The 16959-nt window shown below is 66.5% G+C and carries 16 protein-coding genes and 3 tRNA genes; 12 read left to right on the forward strand and 7 right to left on the reverse strand.

Going from position 1 to position 16959, the window contains the following annotated elements; all coding sequences use genetic code 11:
- The first annotated feature begins 144 nt into the window (after nucleotides 1-144).
- From ACFFDA_RS16005 to rsmA, 3 genes are all read left to right on the forward strand, one after another.
- Nucleotides 145-1503, forward strand: coding sequence for a peptidylprolyl isomerase (locus ACFFDA_RS16005; RefSeq protein WP_404481692.1), 1359 nt, complete (start codon nucleotides 145-147; stop codon nucleotides 1501-1503).
- Between the two features lie 128 nt (nucleotides 1504-1631).
- Nucleotides 1632-2633 (forward strand): 4-hydroxythreonine-4-phosphate dehydrogenase PdxA, encoded by a 1002-nt coding sequence (gene pdxA / locus ACFFDA_RS16010; protein ID WP_404481693.1) that lies wholly within the window; start codon nucleotides 1632-1634, stop codon nucleotides 2631-2633.
- A complete protein-coding gene (rsmA, locus tag ACFFDA_RS16015) occupies nucleotides 2630-3484 on the forward strand; it encodes a 16S rRNA (adenine(1518)-N(6)/adenine(1519)-N(6))-dimethyltransferase RsmA (RefSeq protein ID WP_404481695.1) in 855 nt (284 codons plus the stop codon). The genes pdxA and rsmA overlap by 4 nt, the downstream gene beginning before the upstream one ends.
- 191 nt (nucleotides 3485-3675) lie before the next feature.
- Here the strand turns inward: rsmA and secF are convergent, their stop codons facing one another.
- The 3 genes from secF to yajC all read right to left on the reverse strand — a co-directional run bounded on the left by secF (nucleotide 3676) and on the right by yajC (nucleotide 6709).
- Nucleotides 3676-4668 (reverse strand): protein translocase subunit SecF, encoded by a 993-nt coding sequence (secF, locus tag ACFFDA_RS16020; RefSeq protein WP_404481697.1) that lies wholly within the window; start codon nucleotides 4666-4668, stop codon nucleotides 3676-3678.
- 13 nt (nucleotides 4669-4681) lie between these two features.
- Nucleotides 4682-6292, reverse strand: a complete 1611-nt coding sequence (gene secD / locus ACFFDA_RS16025; RefSeq protein WP_404481699.1) for a protein translocase subunit SecD — start codon at nucleotides 6290-6292, stop codon at nucleotides 4682-4684.
- A gap of 81 nt (nucleotides 6293-6373) precedes the next feature.
- A complete protein-coding gene (gene yajC, locus ACFFDA_RS16030) occupies nucleotides 6374-6709 on the reverse strand; it encodes a preprotein translocase subunit YajC (protein ID WP_404481700.1) in 336 nt (111 codons plus the stop codon).
- Nucleotides 6710-6990: 281 nt separating this feature from the next.
- On the opposite strand from yajC, the gene ACFFDA_RS16035 reads away from it, so the two are divergent.
- A tRNA-Pro gene (locus ACFFDA_RS16035) sits at nucleotides 6991-7067 on the forward strand.
- A gap of 311 nt (nucleotides 7068-7378) precedes the next feature.
- Here the strand turns inward: ACFFDA_RS16035 and ACFFDA_RS16040 are convergent.
- Nucleotides 7379-8311 (reverse strand): glycosyltransferase family 2 protein, encoded by a 933-nt coding sequence (locus ACFFDA_RS16040; RefSeq protein ID WP_404481702.1) that lies wholly within the window; start codon nucleotides 8309-8311, stop codon nucleotides 7379-7381.
- A gap of 72 nt (nucleotides 8312-8383) precedes the next feature.
- Entirely contained in the window at nucleotides 8384-9322 is a 939-nt protein-coding gene (locus ACFFDA_RS16045) for a hypothetical protein (RefSeq protein WP_404481704.1), read from the reverse strand.
- Between the two features lie 288 nt (nucleotides 9323-9610).
- On the opposite strand from ACFFDA_RS16045, the gene ACFFDA_RS16050 reads away from it, so the two are divergent.
- From ACFFDA_RS16050 to aroQ, 4 genes are all read left to right on the forward strand, one after another.
- Nucleotides 9611-10678 (forward strand): NAD-dependent epimerase/dehydratase family protein, encoded by a 1068-nt coding sequence (locus tag ACFFDA_RS16050; RefSeq protein WP_404481705.1) that lies wholly within the window; start codon nucleotides 9611-9613, stop codon nucleotides 10676-10678.
- A 104-nt stretch (nucleotides 10679-10782) separates the two neighbouring features.
- On the forward strand, nucleotides 10783-11196 hold the full coding sequence (locus ACFFDA_RS16055; RefSeq protein WP_404481707.1) for a holin family protein: 414 nt from the start codon (nucleotides 10783-10785) through the stop codon (nucleotides 11194-11196).
- Between the two features lie 115 nt (nucleotides 11197-11311).
- On the forward strand, nucleotides 11312-11659 hold the full coding sequence (locus ACFFDA_RS16060) for a hypothetical protein (RefSeq protein ID WP_404481709.1): 348 nt from the start codon (nucleotides 11312-11314) through the stop codon (nucleotides 11657-11659).
- 70 nt (nucleotides 11660-11729) lie between these two features.
- Nucleotides 11730-12167: a type II 3-dehydroquinate dehydratase gene (gene aroQ, locus ACFFDA_RS16065; protein ID WP_404481710.1), complete on the forward strand. Its 438-nt coding sequence runs from the start codon at nucleotides 11730-11732 to the stop codon at nucleotides 12165-12167.
- Between the two features lie 143 nt (nucleotides 12168-12310).
- Here the strand turns inward: aroQ and ACFFDA_RS16070 are convergent, their stop codons facing one another.
- Both ACFFDA_RS16070 and ACFFDA_RS16075 read right to left on the reverse strand, forming a co-directional pair.
- Nucleotides 12311-12808 (reverse strand): hypothetical protein, encoded by a 498-nt coding sequence (locus ACFFDA_RS16070; protein ID WP_404481711.1) that lies wholly within the window; start codon nucleotides 12806-12808, stop codon nucleotides 12311-12313.
- A gap of 10 nt (nucleotides 12809-12818) precedes the next feature.
- The gene (locus tag ACFFDA_RS16075; protein WP_404481713.1) at nucleotides 12819-13283 is read right to left on the reverse strand and encodes an Lrp/AsnC family transcriptional regulator; all 465 of its coding nucleotides are present in this window, start codon (nucleotides 13281-13283) and stop codon (nucleotides 12819-12821) included.
- Between the two features lie 256 nt (nucleotides 13284-13539).
- Here ACFFDA_RS16075 and ACFFDA_RS16080 point away from each other — a divergent pair, with 256 nt between their 5' ends.
- The 4 genes from ACFFDA_RS16080 (at nucleotide 13540) to ACFFDA_RS16095 (ending at nucleotide 16834) form a co-directional block, all read left to right on the forward strand.
- Complete coding sequence (locus ACFFDA_RS16080) at nucleotides 13540-15480, forward strand: sensor histidine kinase (protein ID WP_404481714.1); 1941 nt, start codon at nucleotides 13540-13542, stop codon at nucleotides 15478-15480.
- Nucleotides 15481-15533: 53 nt separating this feature from the next.
- Nucleotides 15534-16538, forward strand: a complete 1005-nt coding sequence (locus tag ACFFDA_RS16085) for a polysaccharide deacetylase family protein (RefSeq protein ID WP_404481715.1) — start codon at nucleotides 15534-15536, stop codon at nucleotides 16536-16538.
- Nucleotides 16539-16625: 87 nt separating this feature from the next.
- Nucleotides 16626-16701, forward strand: a tRNA-Ile gene (locus tag ACFFDA_RS16090).
- Between the two features lie 56 nt (nucleotides 16702-16757).
- A tRNA-Pro gene (locus ACFFDA_RS16095) sits at nucleotides 16758-16834 on the forward strand.
- The last annotated feature ends 125 nt before the right edge of the window (nucleotides 16835-16959 follow it).

A 16959-nucleotide genomic window follows, 5' to 3' on the forward strand; every position in this document is an offset into this window, starting at 1 on the left:
CGAGCAAAGCCGCTATCGGGTGTGCTCATTTTCAGTTAAGCCGCGGCGGGGCAGGTGCGCGGTACGGTAAGGCAGGATTTCCGAAAGGGCCCTGCCCGATGATGATCCGGCTTTCGGCCGGTCGAAGACGGGATTGAAATCACGGTGCAAGCAGTCAAAAGCAGCAGGTTCATCAGGCGCGCGTTCCTTTCCGTCGGCAGCCTGGCCGCGCTGGCGTCGGCTCTCGGCGCCGTTGCGGCAAGCGCCCAGTCGGCTCCCCAAGGCGAGATCGTCATCCCCGACGACGTCAAGATCTTCGGCAACGACAACCCCAACCTCCGCCGCGCCACCGCCGTGGTCAACGGCGACGTCATCACGGGCACCGACGTCGACCAGCGCCTCGCGCTCATCGTCGCGGCCAACCAGGGCAAGATCGACGACGAGGAAATGAAGCGCCTGCGCCTGCAGATCCTGCGCAACCTCATCGACGAGACGCTGCAGATCCAGGAAGCCAAGGCCGCCGACGTCGAAGTGGCCCAGGCCGAGGTCGACCAGTCCTATGCCCGCGTAGCGCAGCAGAACTTCAACCAGAACGTCGGCGCGATGGACGCTTACCTCAAGCGCATTGGCTCCTCGCCGGAATCGCTGAAGCGCCAGATCCGCGGCGAACTGTCGTGGCAGCGCCTGCTCCAGCGCAACGTCCAGCCCTTCATCAACGTCTCGGACGACGAGGTGAACGAGAACCTCGCACGCCTCAAGGCCGCGAAGGGTACCGAAGAATACCGGCTCGGCGAAATCTACATGTCTGCCGCACCCGACGCGCGCCAGCAGGTGTATGAAAACGCCACGAAGATCGTCCAGCAACTGCGCCAGGGTGGCAGCTTCGTCGCCTATGCCCGCCAGTATTCCGAAGCCACCACCGCATCGGTCGGCGGCGACCTGGGCTGGGTGCGCCTCGCCCAGTTGCCCGGCGAGCTGGCGACCGTCGCGCGCGACCTCGAAACCGGCCAGCTGGTCGGCCCGATTGAGGTTCCCGGCGGCTTCGACATCCTCTACCTGATCGACAAGCGCCAGGTGCTCACCGCCGACCCGCGCGATGCGGTCCTCGCGCTCAAGCAGATCTCGCTGCCTTTCCCCAAGGGCATCAGCGAGACCGAGGCCGGCAAGCGCGCCGAAGCGTTCTCCACCGCGATGAAGGCCGCCAAGGGCTGCGGCGACGTCGACAAGGTCGCCACCGGGCTTGGCGCCCAAGTCGTCACCAACGACCAGGTCAAGGCACGCGACCTGCCCGCGCAGATCCAGAACTCGGTGCTCCAGCTCTCGCCCGGCGAGACCCTGCCGCCTTTCGGCTCGCTCGACGACGGGGTACGCATCCTCATGCTGTGCGGCCGCGACGATCCGCAGGTCAACGATGGCCCCAGCTTCGAGCAGCTCCAGGCGCAGCTCGAGGACGACCGCGTCAACAAGCGGGCGCAGATCTACTTGCGCGACCTGCGTCGCGATGCCGTCATCGAATACAACTGATCGACGGGCGGGCGGCTGACATGACCCCTGCGACGACTGGGGTCGCCCCGCTCGCGACGCGTACCACCTTTCTTCGACGTTCCCGCGCAGGCGGGAATGTCGAAGTATAGCGGAAGCGTTCCCTGACCATGACCATCGCCCCCCTGGCGATCTCGCTGGGCGACCCGGCGGGCATCGCGCCCGAAGTGATCGTCGAGGCCTGGACCCAGCGCAAAGCACAGGGCCTCGTGCCTTTCTTCGTGGTGGGCGGCGCGGCCGTACTGCGCGCTGCCGCCGCGACGCTCGGCATCGACCTGCAGGTTGCAGCGATCGCCTCGCCGGGCGATGCCTTCGACGTTTTCGACACTGCCCTGCCCGTGCTCGGCGGCGAGGATTGCGTACCCTCGCCCGGTACCCCCACCCTCGACGGCGCACGCCTTGCCCTTCACTCGTTGACCCTCGCGACGCAGCTTGCCGTGTCCGGCGCGGCGAGCGCGGTCGTCACCGGCCCCATCGCCAAGTCGAAACTCGCCGCCATCGGCTTCACCCAGCCCGGCCAGACCGAATTTCTCGCCGATGCCTGCGGCCTTGCCCATGACGAGGCGGTGATGATGCTCGCAGGCCCATCGCTGCGCACGGTTCCGCTGACGGTCCACGAGGCGCTGGCCGCCGTACCCGGCCTCGTCACCCGCGCGCTCATCGAGCGCAAGGTGCGCATCGTCGCCCGAGCCCTCGCCCGTGACTTCGGCCTTGCCGCCCCGCGCATCGCCGTGACCGGGCTCAACCCCCACGCGGGCGAGGACGGGCGCATGGGCACCGAGGACCGCGACGTCATCGCCCCCGCCATCGCCGCGCTGCGCGCCGAGGGCCTCGCCGTCACCGGCCCGCACCCTGCCGACGCCCTGTTCGCCGCGCACGAACGCACGCGCTACGACGTGGCCTTGTGCATGTACCACGACCAGGCGCTGATCCCGATCAAGACGCTCGACTTCGACCAGGGCGTCAACGTGACGCTCGGCCTGCCGATCGTGCGCACCTCGCCCGACCACGGCACCGCCTTCGCCATCGCCGGCAAGCGCGAGGCGAGCGCCGGCGCGATGATCGCCGCGATCCGCATGGCCGGCGAATGCGCTGCCAGAAGGACAGCATGACCACTCTTCCTCCGCCCAACCTGCCGCCGCTGCGCGAAGTCATCGCCCGCCACGGCCTCTCGGCCTCCAAGGCGCTCGGCCAGAACTTCCTGCTCGACGAGCAGTTGCTCGACCGCATCGCCGCGATTCCCGGATCGCTGGAAGGCCGGAACGTCCTCGAAGTCGGCCCCGGCCCCGGCGGCCTGACCCGTGCCCTGCTGCGCGCCGGCGCCGCCGTCACCGCGATCGAGATGGACCGGCGCTGCATGCCCGCGCTGGCGGAAGTCGAGGAGGCCTTTCCCGGCAAGCTCAAGGTGATCGAGGGCGACGCGCTGCAGTTCGCCCCGGCCACGCTGTTCGACGGGCCCTACCACATCGTCGCCAACCTGCCGTACAACGTGGGCACCGCGCTGTTCATCGGCTGGCTCTCGGGCGAGACATGGCCACTGCAGTGGGCTTCGCTGACGCTGATGTTCCAGGAGGAAGTCGCCCGCCGCATCGTCGCGGAGCCGGATACTTCCGCCTATGGCCGCCTCGCGGTGCTGGCGCAGTGGCGCAGCAAGCCCAAGCTGGCGATGAAGGTCCACCGCAGCGCCTTCACGCCGCCGCCCAAGATCATGTCCGCGATCGTCCACGTCGAACCGGCCGAGGCGCCCCAAGGCGTCTCGATGCGAGTCCTCGAACGCGTGACCGAGGCCGCCTTTGGCCAGCGCCGCAAGATGCTGCGCCAGAGCCTAAAGGGCGTTCCCGGCGCCCTCGAGGCGCTGGAAGGCCTGGGCATCGATTCCCAGCGCCGTGCCGAGACGTTGTCGGTGGCGGAGTTCGTGAGCATCGCCAAAGTGCTGACCAAGCCCAGACAAAGCCCGGAATAAGCCGAAAGATCTACCTCGTCCCGGGCTCGACCCGCGACCGCGGAAAGAGTCGGGGAAGTTATAGGCTAAGCGGCGCCCCGCCTGGAATTCGGTGCGGCCTTGCCCACGGTCCCGAGTCGAGCCAGTGACGACGGGTCAAAAAAAGGGCGACGCTTTCGCGCCGCCCTTTCGCATGTCCATGACCGAAAAAATTACCCCTTCTTCGGTGCAGTCGCCTCGCGCGCGAGGCGGTCCTGGCGGTCGATCGCGGTCTCGGTGGCGACGAAGCTGTCCGGCTTCACCCCCAGCCAGATCAGGATCGGCGCGGCCATGTAGATCGACGAATAGGTGCCGACGAAGATGCCCAGCACGATCGCGGCGGTGAAGCCGAAGATCACGTCCGGACCCAGCACCAGCAGCGCCACCAGCGTGATGAGCATCGACAGCGAGGTCACGATGGTACGGGCCAGCGTCTCGTTGACCGAGAGGTTGAGCAGCTCCTCCATCGGCATCCGGCGATACTTCTTCAGGTTCTCGCGAATGCGGTCGTAGACCACGATGGTGTCGTTCAGCGAATAGCCGATCAGCGTCAGCAGCGCCGCGACGATGTTGAGATCGAACTCCATCTGCGTCAGCGCGAACATGCCCAGCGTCAGCGTCACGTCGTGGACAAGGCTGAACAGCGCTCCCACGCCGAACTGCCACTCGAAGCGTACCCAGATGTAGATCGCCACCAGGATCGCCGCGAGTCCGAGCGCGAGCATGGCACTGCGGCCCAGCTCGCCCGAGACCTTTCCGGAAACCGAATCGACGCCGTCGATCCGCGCGTCGGCGTGGTTGCTGCGAATGTTGCCGGTGATCTTCGTCGCCATCGCTTCGGCGAGCTTGGGGTTCTTGTCCGTGCCGTCCGGCAGCTTCATGCGAATCGAGATCTCGTTCGCCTTGCCGAAGCGCTGGATGATCGGCTCGCCGTAGCCCAGCTTGTCGACTTCGTCGCGAAGCTGAGCCACCGGCGCCTCGGGCGTGCGTTCGAACGTGACGCGGATCACCTGCCCGCCGACGAAGTCGACGCCCAGGTTCAGGCCCTTGGTGGCGATCAGGCCGATCGATGCCACCATCAGCACGAAGCTGACGACATAGAACGGGATGCGCCACTTCAGGAAGTGGATGTTGGTGTGGTCGGGAACGAGCTTGAGGAGCTTCATATGTCCTCTCCTCTTACAGGTTCAGGTCTGCGGGCCGCGCCTTGCGCAGCCAGCCGGCGACCCACATGCGGGTCAGCGTCACGGCCGTGAAGACCGAGGTCGCGATGCCGATCAGCAGGACGATGGCGAAGCCGCGCACCGGACCGGTGCCGAAGTAGGCCATCGAGATGGCGGCGATGACGTTGGTGATGTTGGCGTCGAAGATCGCGCGGCTGGCTTCCTTGTAGCCCATCTCCACCGACTGCACGACGCGCCGCCCTCGATGACGCTCCTCGCGGATGCGCTCGTTGATGAGCACGTTGGCGTCCACCGCCGCGCCGATCGTGAGCACGAAACCGGCGATGCCGGGCAATGTCAGCGTGGTGCCGAACACCGCCATGACGCCCAGGATCATCAACAGGTTCACCACCAGCGCGACGTTGGCGTAGACGCCGAAGCGGCCATAGGTGACGAAGATGAAGATCATCAGCAGTCCGGTGCCGACGCCCATCGCGACGACGCCCTTGTTGATCGAATCCGCGCCGAGGTCGGGACCGACGGTACGTTCCTCGACCACGGTGAGATCGACCGGCAGTGCGCCCGAACGCAGCGCGATCGCGAGCTGGGTGGCCGACTTGACGTCGAAACTGCCCGAGATCTGAGCGCTACCGCCCAGGATCGGTTCGTTGATGCTGGGGGCGGAAAGCACCTTGCCGTCGAGGATGATGGCGAAGCGCTTGTTGACGTTCTCGGTCGTCAGCTTGGCGAACTTCTCACCGCCCTGCTGATTGAAGGTGATGGAGACGACGGCTTGGTTGGTCTTCGATTCGAAGCTCTGCTTGGCGTCGGTAAGCTCGTCGCCCTTGATGCCGCCGAGACGCTTGACCGCGATGACCGGAGCCTGGCCACCAGCGGCAGCCGCATCGGCATAAGGCACGATCTCGTCGCCTGGAGGGACGATGCCCTGAGCCAAGTCGCTCGGCACGGCGGTCTCGTCGACCAGCTTGAATTCGAGCTTGGCGGTCTGCCCCAGCAGCGACTTGAGCGCGGCGGGGTCCTGGAGGCCGGGAACCTGCACGTCGATGCGCGTGCCGCCCAGGCGCCGGATGTCGGGCTCCTTGGTGCCCAGCGCGTCGATGCGCTTGCGCACGACTTCGACCGCGGTCTCCATCGCGTTGCCGACGGCAAGGTCGATGCCTTCCGAGGTCGGCGCGAGCACGAACTGGTTGCCGTTGACGACCTGGATGTCCCAGTCGCGCTGGCCGGAAAGCCCGGCGCCGGTGGTCAGCGGCAGGATCGCCTCGCGCGCGGCATCGACCTGCGCGGCATCGCGCACGGTGAACGACAGGCGCCCGCCGCGGCTGGACACGTCGCCGATGGCGATGCGCGGCTCGGCGCCGCGCAGCTTGGTGCGCACCGACTCCTCCATGCCCTCCAGCCGCTGGGCGACGACCTGGTCGCGGTTCGCCTCGAGCAGGAGGCGCGAGCCGCCGGCGAGATCGAGGCCCAGGTTGATCTTGGGATGGGGCAGGCTGTCGGGCCAGCGCATGTTGGTGAGGGACAGCAGGGTCGGCAGCGACAGCGCGCACAGCACGAACGCCAGCCCCCAGTACCAGACCTTCTTCCAGGTGGGAAATTCAAGCATTGCCTATCGTTCTCTCCAGACGGGCGTTCTGTCCAGGCAGCGGGGCGTCGGGCGTCCCGCTCGGGAAATCGTCGGCCCGGATCAGTCGTTGGCGGGCTTGGCACCGGCGGGCGGTATCACGTCGACGATCGTCGACTTGAGCGCCTTGACCTTGAAGCCCTGGGCCAGTTCGACTTCGGCATACGTCTCGTCGACCTTGACGATCTTGCCCACGAAACCGCCGCCGGTCAGCACCTCGTCGCCCTTCTTGAGCGCGGAAAGCTTGGTCTTGTGCTCCTTCTGCTGCTTCATCTGCGGGCGCAGGATGAGGAACCAGAAGATCAGCGCCATGGCCACGAACGGCATGTACGTAATCCAGGCCGGCGGCGCACCGGCGGGTGCGGCGGCGGCGAGCTGGGCGAGGATCGAGGTCTGCATGGAAATGATGGGCCTTCTTTGTCTCGTGTCGGCCGGCGATTCTGGCAGCCGGTCGGCTGGATGCGCGTGATCGGAAAAAATCCCCGACCGGACGCAACCGGATGCGCGCGGTTAGCAATAAAGCGCACCCGTGGCAACGCGCGCGGCTGGCGCGGTTCCCCACCGACAGGCCGTCAGATAGGACGCCGCACGAGACGTTCAAGCATCATGCGGCCATGTGAAAAATGCGCGATCAGCCGCTTGCGTATCCGAAAAGACCTGCCTATAGGCCGCGCTCCGGTCGGGACGTAGCGCAGCCTGGTAGCGCATCACACTGGGGGTGTGGGGGTCGGAGGTTCGAATCCTCTCGTCCCGACCAAAGATGTTCAAGATGTATCAAAAGCAAAACGGGTGGCGAAAGCCGCCCGTTTTGCTTTATCCGGTCTTGGATTTCTGTCCGCAGCGATCGGCCGTTGAGTTTCCGGCCATCCTGGGGACTATTGGCGAAGTCGCCCCGGAACATGATCGGGGAAAGGTCACGTTCTTTGCATCGTGCAGACTGTATACGTCACTCGGTGGGAAGAAGTTACGTCCTGAAGCCTGCCTGACGGATTGGCCACACCGCCCCACGCTCCGACCGAGGAAACATTCGGCGGGGCGTGGGCGCGAGGCAGGTGGCGATCCTGCGTGCTACTTGTACTCGATGAGCAGCGTCTTTCGCGCGCGCAGCCGGGTCCACCAGAAGCCGAGCAGGCCGAAGCAATGGGGTATCTTCCCCAGCACGATATGCGTCGCGTAGATCGCGTCCGAGCGGCGATAGACGCGCCACCACAGCACGGGCCAGAGCAGCCAGAACGGTGGCAATCCCCAGAGCAGGTTGCTCACGACGTGCTTGATGAGCTTGGGGTCTTCCGCGCCGCGCCGGTACCAGGCTTCCGCCCCGGCATGGCCGCTGCGCCGGTTTCTCTGCCACCATTGCCACCATGTGGTCATCGCCACGTCGTGCAGCGTCATTTCGTCGGCCAGGCGGACGATCTTCCAGCCGCGACGGCGCATTCGGTGGCACAGGTCGTCGTCCTCGGCGGCGATCAGGCCGGCGTCGTAGCCGCCGACCGCCAGCATCGCCTCGACTCGCATGAGCGCGTCCCCGCCGCAACTGTCGACGGGGCCGGCCTGCCCGTCCCATTCCCGGTCGCAGACGCGATTGAAGACGGTCTTGTCGGGGTAGCGTTCACGGCGGCGACCGAAGACTACGGCAGTGCGCTCGTCCCTTGCGATTCCCGCGCGGGCCGCGTCCAGCCAGCCGGGATCGAGTTCGCAGTCGCCATCGATGAACTGGACGAAACGCGTATCCGGCCAGAGCGCGCGCATGCGGGCAAAGCCCGCATTGCGGCCGCGCGCGGCCGTGAACGGCAAGGTTGCGTCGAGTTCGATCACCTCGATCCCGAAGGTGCGCGCCAGAACGGGGCTGCCGTCCTTCGAACCGGAGTCCACGTAGATGACGTGCTCGCTCGCCCGTGTTGCCGATTGCAGGCACGCCCGCAGCCGTTCGCCTTCGTTGCGTCCGATTACGACCACGCCCGTGGCATCGCGATCGTCATTCCCGGTTTGCATAGTCGACATCGCGCACTCATTTCCCGTTCTTCGAACAACGCCCTCGCCGCCCCTTGCGGCAAGGAGACAAGCAAGGCCGTTTCAGACCGGGGCCGAAGGGATCAGCCTGAGCCAGGGGGGCAATGCCTCATGCCAGAGTGCGCTTGCGCGCTGCCGCAACGACAGGCCCTGCGTCAGCGCGGCGATCTCGCGCCGTTTCAATCCCGATCGCTCGCAGAAGTACGGGTGCCGCGTGCGATTGGCGAAGTAGCCGTAGAACAGCGCGGCGCGATCCTTGTCGTGCGCCGGCGCGCCGCGGTGGAAGAAACGCGCCGTGTCTGCGAACACCACCGTTCCGACAGGGCCGGTGCAACTGACGATGTCGCGGGAATAATCGGGGCCGAGGCGCTTGTTCAGCACTTCCTCGGTTCCGAACTCGAAGGCGTAGCGATCGTCGACCCCCTGCGAGGTGTCGACTCGGCTGATGAGTTCGAACGGGCCACCGCGGTCGGTCACGTCGGTGCAGTAGACCGCAAGCTTTATCATCTTGCGGTCCTCGCGGTCGCGATGCCACTGGCGCGGGCCAAGCTCGGTCCCGTCGGCCACGGTATAGATGAGCGACATGCCGTCGTAGGCGGCTGGCAGGCCAATATAGGCCTCGGCGATGTCGAGCAACCGGTCGTTCAGGCCCCAGTGGAATATCTCGGGATTGTCGATCGTGGCCGAGGCCGGCGCACAGATGAATTCCCGCCCGGCGCTGGCTTCGCGCCAGGCTCTTTCGGTGCACTCGCCCGCCACCTTCTGCGCCGCGCGGAGCATTTCGGCAGAGCCCGGCAGACCAAGCGCGTCCAGCGAGGTCACGAAAATGCCGTCCCGCTCCAGCCCTTCGACGATCTCGCGATGAATGCCGTCCAATTTCGGCAGCGACGGGCGATGCCGGTCGAGCGCTTCGCTATAGCGTCGGCCGAGCCGGCGCCGCATCAGCGGCGTGTTCGACAAGTTGAAGGCAAGTTGTGCCGGCTTGTCTCCAAGCCGATTCAATATTCTCTGAGAAAGGCTGTTGGACATCCCGCCTCCTGTAATAAGGCATTTCTTGACGATGCGGCTGTCTGGCCCGGCTTCGGCAAGCAACTGGCCCCGGAATCCGGGGCAATTTCTAACCGTTCGACTAAACGTCTGATACGGTTCAGCAACATAGGCAACCCGGATTTTCCTGTCCTTAGTTCTGCCAATTCCACCGTGCGATCCGGGTATTACACTGAGGCGATTTGGTCCCGCGGACCGGGGCCGGCCTCGCGCCGATCTGCCCTCGAGGAGAGCGCCGTCGCCATGCCTTCACGATTGGATCAAGACGGCGCCGAGGCGCAGGCCACCCCCGCTTGCGACCTCGCGGGGGAAGCACGGCGCGTTCTCGTGGTCGGCGGCACCGGCTTCGTCGGACGGCACCTCGTCGCGCGGCTGGCGGAAGACGGGCGCGCTTCGCGTGTGCTCACCCGTGATCCGCAAACTGCGCCGCCCGAGCTGCACCGCGAACATGTCGAGCTGGTAAAGGGAAGCTACCGCGATCCGGCCACGCTGGATGCGGCGCTCGATGGAGTCGACGCGGTCTGCCATCTCGCCAAGGGTGAAGGACGCAACTGGCAGGAATATCTCGACAATGACGTGGAGCCGACACGTCAGGTCGCGGAGGCGGCGCTGCGCCGGGGCGTGCGCCGGTTCATCTACGTCGGATCGATCGACTCCTACGCATCCGGCAGCGCCGCGGACCGCATCGACGGATCGACGGCCCTCGACCCGCGCATCGACCGCCGCAACCACTACGCGCGATCGAAGGCGACCTGCGAGCGCATGCTCCTGGGCATGGCGAGTGAACGGGGCCTGCCGCTGGTGATCCTGCGCCTCGGGATCGTGATCGGCGCCGGCAGTTCCCCGATCCATTACGGCGTCGGCCGCTTCAGCGCATGGAACCGGCTGACCTACTGGGGCGACGGTAGACACAAGCTGCCTTTCGTGCTGGTCGAGGACGCCGCCGATGCCCTCGTTCGCGCGCTCGACGTGCCGGCCATCGAGACGCGCAGTTTCCTGATTACCGATGCCCCGCTGCTTTCCGCGCGCGACTATGTCGCAGCGATGCAGGCGCGTTCCGGCGGGAACGTCCGGGCCGCGCCGCGCGCAATCTGGCGCTACTGGCTGGAGGACTTCGCCCGCGGAATCGTCAAGACCGCGATTCGCCATCCCAATCGCCATCTCTCCAGCCTGCACGACTGGCAATGCCGCTCCCACCGCGCAATCTACGACCCGGCGGAAAGCGTCGCCGCGCTCGGCTGGCACCCCGCCGGTACGCACCAGGCGCTGATCGAACGCGGCATCAACCCATCGGTCGAGGCCATGACATAAGGGTTGCCGCCCAGCGGGCGCGCGACTGCTTTTCCGTTTTCCTACATGAACCGATATGGTTATTTGAGCGCGAGTTATCCATCCGCACCGGAAAAGGACTCGCCATGGCCCTGCTCGATTCGCTCCTCGGCCCCGTCACCCGCATCATCGACAAGGTCGTCCCCGACCCCGAAGCGCGCGACCGCGCCAAGCTGGAACTGCTCAAGCTCGAGAATTCGCAGGAACTCGATATGCTCCAGGCCAGCCTCTCCGCGATCGTCGCCGAGGCCAACTCCGCCGATCCCTGGACCAGCCGCGCACGGCCCAGCTTTCTCTATGTCATCTACCTCATGATCCTGTGGGCCCTGCCGATGGGCCTGATAGGCGCGTTCAGCCCGGCGACCGCCCGCGCCATTGGCCAGAGCATGACCGCCTATCTCAACGGCATTCCCGAACCGCTCTACGCCCTCTTCGGCACCGGCTACTTGGGCTATTCGGCGATGCGCCAATGGGGCAAGACCAAGGGGTCCGACCGCTAGGGACTGCCCGCTTGCAGCGTAAACGGCACCGGTGTCGTTCAAACAAGGCGAACTATAAGCAAACGCTAACCATCCCCTGCTATAGCCGCGCTCACGTCATCCAAGGAGCCTTCGAGTGTTTCGCATTGTCACGCGCATCGCCCTGATGTCGCTGCCCGCGCTGGCGCTGGCCGCCTGCGGCTCCTCGCACGAGGACGATCTGGAAAAGCAGCTCGCCGATGCCAAGGCAACCGCGAGCGAGGAAGCGACCGCGCTCAAGGCCGAGCGCGACGCTGCCTCGGCGCGGGCGGCTGAGAGCCGGGAGTCGCTCGAACAGTTCTACGCGGGCGACAGCGCCGCGGACGATGCCGAGGCACCCGACGAGGACGAAGGCCCCTCCCCGGCCGACGCTGCGCCTGCCCCTCCGCCGCCGCCGGCTGCGGAACCGATGCCGGTTGGACCGCCAAACCCGGTCCCGCAATGATCGCTGCTGCTTGCGCCGGTCGGACAGCCCGCTAAAGCGAACGCCATCGACAACGGGAACACGCGCAACGATGGCGAACAAGCTGGTCTATGTCCTCAACGGCCCCAACCTCAACCGGCTGGGCAAGCGCGAACCTGAAATCTACGGATCGCAGACGCTCGACGATATCGGCGCGATGCTGGCGCAACGCGGCGCGGCGCTGGGCCTGGCCATCGACATGCGCCAGTCCAACCATGAGGGCGCCCTCGTCGACTGGCTGCACGAGGCAGAGGATGCCGGCGCGCACGCGGTCCTGCTCAACGCCGGGGCCTATACCCACACCTCGGTCGCGCTGCACGACGCGATCCGTTCGATCAAGGTCCCGGTGATCGAGGTCCACCTTTCCAACCCGCACACCCGCGAGGAATTCCGGCACAAGTCCTGGGTCGGCATGGCCGCCAAGGGCACCGTGGCCGGCTTCGGCGCGCAGAGCTACATGGTGGCGCTGGAGGCTGTCGCGGGGCTCTGAGCGGGCGCGTTTTGCGCCGGGCGTCGTCCCTTAGGCCGCAATGACGAATGCGTGCCAGAGTATTGGCATCCGGTGCAGGGGACCACGGCAAGCTATAGCCTCAAGAGTACCCCACGTTGCCGCCCCCAGTCCGGGAAGACGGATCAGGGCCGGGTACAGGCGACCACATTGCCATCGTTGTCACGGACGGAGACGATGCGATGGACGGGGGTAGGCACCACTTTACCGTCGCTCATGGGCTTCACCTGATCCACCAGCGCGACCCAGCAAATATGCTGCTGCGTGAGACTTAGCAGCGCACGACGAACTTGTTCCGTATCGGCATCATCGGCGATGCGGACCATCAGGAAGCCTGCGGCATGATAGTCGTCAGCCGGCTGCGACCGGCGCACCCGGGAGGGCAAGTCCGTGACGACAGCGCCGTTCACGGTCCATCGGTCATGCACAGGGTCGAAAAGCGGTACGGAGAGTGCCTCGGCGGCGTCGACACCAAGCGTAGAACCATCGGTTCTGCCCAGCTCGAAGGCCGGTTTGGGCGGCTCAGGCGTGCGCAGCACGAACCACCACAAGTTCGCCGCGGCCAGCGTCAGGACCACCGCCACCAGCAGCGGGGTGCGCCACGAACGTCCCGTCTTGCGCATTCGACCGTCCTCAGCCCAGCGGCACGCCGGGGATGTTCTTCGCGGTACGAATCGTCAGCGAGGTCTTGACGCTGTCGACGTTGGGAGCCGGGGTCAGCTTGCTGGTCAGGAATTCCTGGAAGCTCTGCAGGTCGCGGCTGACGATCTTGAGGATGAAGTCGATCTCGCCGTTGAGCATGTGGCACTCGCGCACTTCGGGCAGGCCCTTCATGTGGTCCTCGAAGGCACGCAGCGATTCTTCCGCTTGGCTCTTGAGGCTGACCAGCGCGAAGACGGTGATCGTGAAGCCCAGTTTCGATGCATCGAGATCCGCGTGATAGCCCTGAATCACGCCCGCTTCCTCGAGGCTGCGCACACGGCGCAGGCACGGCGGGGCGGTCAGGCCCACGCGCTGGGCCAGCTCGACATTGGTGACCCGGCCTTCGGCCTGCAGCTCCGCAAGCAGGCGGCGGTCGATTTCATCGAGATTAATCATTCGAAATTTCCCCGGCGGAGTGCTTTCGCATCCCCGCGTTGCAACTTACACATCGAAAACGCCAGTGCGCCGTAATAATATTATGCCATAGCGTAATCGTCCCGCTTTGCAACGCCTCCCATGCAGTGCCAACTGTCCCCTTCCGCTTCTCCCCGGCTTTGCTAGGAGAGTGTCCCCCCTGTTGTTTTCCTTATGGTAAACATAGGGAGGGCATAGGGACTGGTCTGCCATGACACGGCAGCCTTTCGGAGACCGAATGCATTTCGACGATCGCCTAGCCACGGTTCTGCGCCTGCCGCCTTCGGGCGACGGTTTGGCGCGCATCCAGTTCCGGCAGCTCGTCGACATCCTCGGGCGCGCGCCTGATTCGCCCGTGACCAGCGCGACGGTAGAGGCCGGATTCGCACGGTTGCAGGAACTCGGCCGGCAGATCCCGGCACCCGATCGCGCGCGCCTGCTGCGCCAGCCCCTGCAGCCGATCGTCAACCCGCGCCTGCTCGCATGGCTCGCCGAAGCCGAGCCCGACGTCGCCGGCGCAGCGATTCGCGCCGCCCGGCTCGACGACGACGCCTGGCTCGTCCTGATTCCCGCCCTGCCCGTTCAAGCCCGCGGCATCCTGCGTCACCGCACCGACCTGTCGCCGCGGGTCGAGGCTCTGCTCGCCCGGCTGGGAGTGCGCGACCGCGCGCTGCCCGACAACGCTCCCGCCGCACTTGAAGCCGCCGAGCCGGAACTGGTCCTCGTTCCCGATCTCGTCTTCGAACCCGAACCCGATCCCGACGCCTCGCTTCCCGAAGAACCACGCACGTCCTTCAAGGCCCCGACCGGCAACATCGCCGTCGACCAAGACATGTCCGAAGCCGTGCTCGAACTGCTCGACATGGCGGACGACCCGCCGCCCCCCACGTCGCTGAGCGAATGGGCTAAGGCGCGCGCGGCCCAGCAGCAAAGAGACCTTCTTCACAGGGACCCGCAGCACAAGCCCGGTGCCGATGGCAGCGCCGGCAGCGAGGCCGGCATCGGTGCGATCGTGCGGCGCATCGAGGAGTTCCGCAAGGCGCGCGCGGCGATGAACGCTGCAGGCTCCGGTGCCGACGTCGGGAGCGATGCGCCCCGCCTGCCGCTTGGCGACACGGCGCCGCCCACAGTACGCCTGGCCCAGGCGATCGACTTCACGACCGACGCGCACGGCCGGGTCGCCTGGGCCGATGGCCCTCACGCACCCTCGGTCATCGGCCTGAACCTCGCCGCGGCACAGGACGGCGCGGGCGATCTCGCCGTCTCCATGCGCCAGCGCCTGCCGCTGCGCGCCGCCCGCATCACCATTTCCGGAGCGCCCGCCGTCCGCGGAGCCTGGCAAGTCGACGCCATCGCCAGTTTCGAGGCAGGCAGCTTCGTCGGTTACTGCGGCCGCCTGCGCCGCCCGCCGCCGCCCGTCGTGGTCCCGGCCGCCCCGGTAGCCGACTCGGCCGAGGCAGACCGGATGCGCGAGGTGCTCCACGAACTGCGCACCCCGGCCAACGCCATCCAGGTGGCCGCCGAGATCATCCAGCAGCAACTCTACGGCCCCGCTCCGCACGAATACCGCGCGCTTGCCGCCGCCATTGCCGGTGACTGCGCGCACATCCTTGCCGGGTTCGAGGAACTGGACCGTCTGGTGAAGCTGGAGACCGGCGCGCTTCCGCTCGACGAGGGCGAGTGTGATCTCGCGCGCGTGCTAGCGCAGACCGTGGTGCGCCTGCGCGCCTGGACCGAGCCTCGCGGCAGCGGCTTCGCCCTCGCGTCCGACCCATCCGCAACCAGCCTTCCGGTGCGGGTGGCGCGGCCCGAGGTGGAACGCCTCGTCTGGCGCCTCTTCGCCGCGCTTGCCGGCTCCACCGCGCCGGGTGAGGCGCTCGAACTGACCTGGTCCCATGGCGGACCGGCACACGCGCCAATGGTCGAAGTGGTTGTCGCCCTGCCGGCCCTGCTGGCCGAGCGCGACCCTGCCGAGCTGTTCGATGCAGTCGCGGGCGAACGCGGCCAGACCCTTGCCACCGGCATGTTCGGGATCGGCTTCACCCTGCGCCTCGCCTTTGCCGAAGCTGCCGCGGCCGGTGGAATGCTGCAGCGCGTCGACCGTGTCCTGCACTTGTCCCTGCCCGCCTTGACCACTGTAAATACAGGCAATAGCACTTCCGCAACCTTTTCGTCCTAAAGCACTTCCAACCCTGTCACCCTGACGGATGCGACCCGCAGAGGGGAATTTTTTTGCCAGGACCCAATCTCCTGGAGCCGCCCGGCAGGCGGGCCTTTGCCTCGTTCGGCAAAGGCTTCGGGCAACGCTTCATCGTTACTGTCGATACCGAAGAGGAGTTCGACTGGTCGGCCCCGCTCGACCGTGAAAAGCACAGCGTCGTCACCGTGCCGGCGCTGCGCAAGTTCCAGCAGTTTTGCGAGGGCTTCGGCGTGGTGCCGTCCTACCTCATCGACTGGCCGGTCGCCTCCTCCGCCTCCGCAACCGAGGCGATCGGCGATGCAGTCTCGCGCGGCACCGCCGAAGTCGGCGTACAGTTGCACCCCTGGGTCAGCCCGCCCTTCGTCGAGGAAGTGGGCGAGTTCAACAGCTTCGCCGGCAACCTCCCTTTCGAACTGGAGCGCGAGAAGCTGCGCACTCTACGCGACCGGATCGAGAGCGCCTTTGGCGTCGCCCCGCTGATCTACCGCGCCGGGCGCTACGGACTGGGGCCACGCACTGCCGAGATTTTGCGCGAATGCGGCATCGCGATCGACACGTCCGTCCGCGCGCGCTGGGACTACAGCGGCACCGGCGGCCCCAACTACCGCGAGCATCCGCTGCATCCCTACTGGGCTGACCCGGAACGCAGCCTGCTCGAACTGCCGCTGACCACCGTGTACTGGGGTCCGCTGCGGCAGGTCGGCAACGTGATCTACCCTCACTTGTGGCGCACGCCGCAGGTGCGGGGCGTGCTGGCGCGTGCCGGCCTGCTGGAACGCATTCCACTTACGCCGGAGGGCATCACCGCCGAGGAAGCCCTGCGCGGCGTCGACATCGCCATCGACGAGGGACTGCCGGTTCTGGTCTTCTCGTTCCACAGCCCCTCGCTCGCGCCGGGGCACACGCCCTACGTCCGTAACGCCGCCGACCTCGACGCGCTCTACGACTGGTGGCGCGCGCTGTTCACCCACCTTGAAAAGCGCGGCGTGAAGCCGACCAGCGTCGCCGACATCATGACATCGTTGAAAGTCGACTAAACTCGGCGAGAGGCGCTTGCCACCACGCGCAAGCCAAGCTAACGCGCATCCGTCCGGCCCCGTCGATGGGGTCGGGTCCGGTACGGTGGGCCTGTAGCTCAGCGGTTAGAGCTGGCCGCTCATAACGGCTAGGTCGCGGGTTCGAATCCTGCCGGGCCCACCAATGCCGGACACTGCTGCCTCTTTCCGGAGGCATCGGACCATCGACGCCCGTAAGGTCGGGGAGTGGCGCAGCCCGGTAGCGCGCCTGCTTTGGGAGCAGGATGTCGCAGGTTCGAATCCTGTCTCCCCGACCAACACGTTTCCCAGCCTTCCCGAAATCGACCGTTGGCGCGGACTGAGTTCTCTGCACCGATTGGCGCTGTCGCCAGGCGACCGACAAGCGCCGTGGCCTGGCCTTTCGCCCCGCCGACGGCGTCAG

Origin of the sequence: Novosphingobium sp. BL-52-GroH, assembly GCF_044813085.1 — a bacterium.
Taxonomy (GTDB): Bacteria; Pseudomonadota; Alphaproteobacteria; order Sphingomonadales; family Sphingomonadaceae; genus Novosphingobium.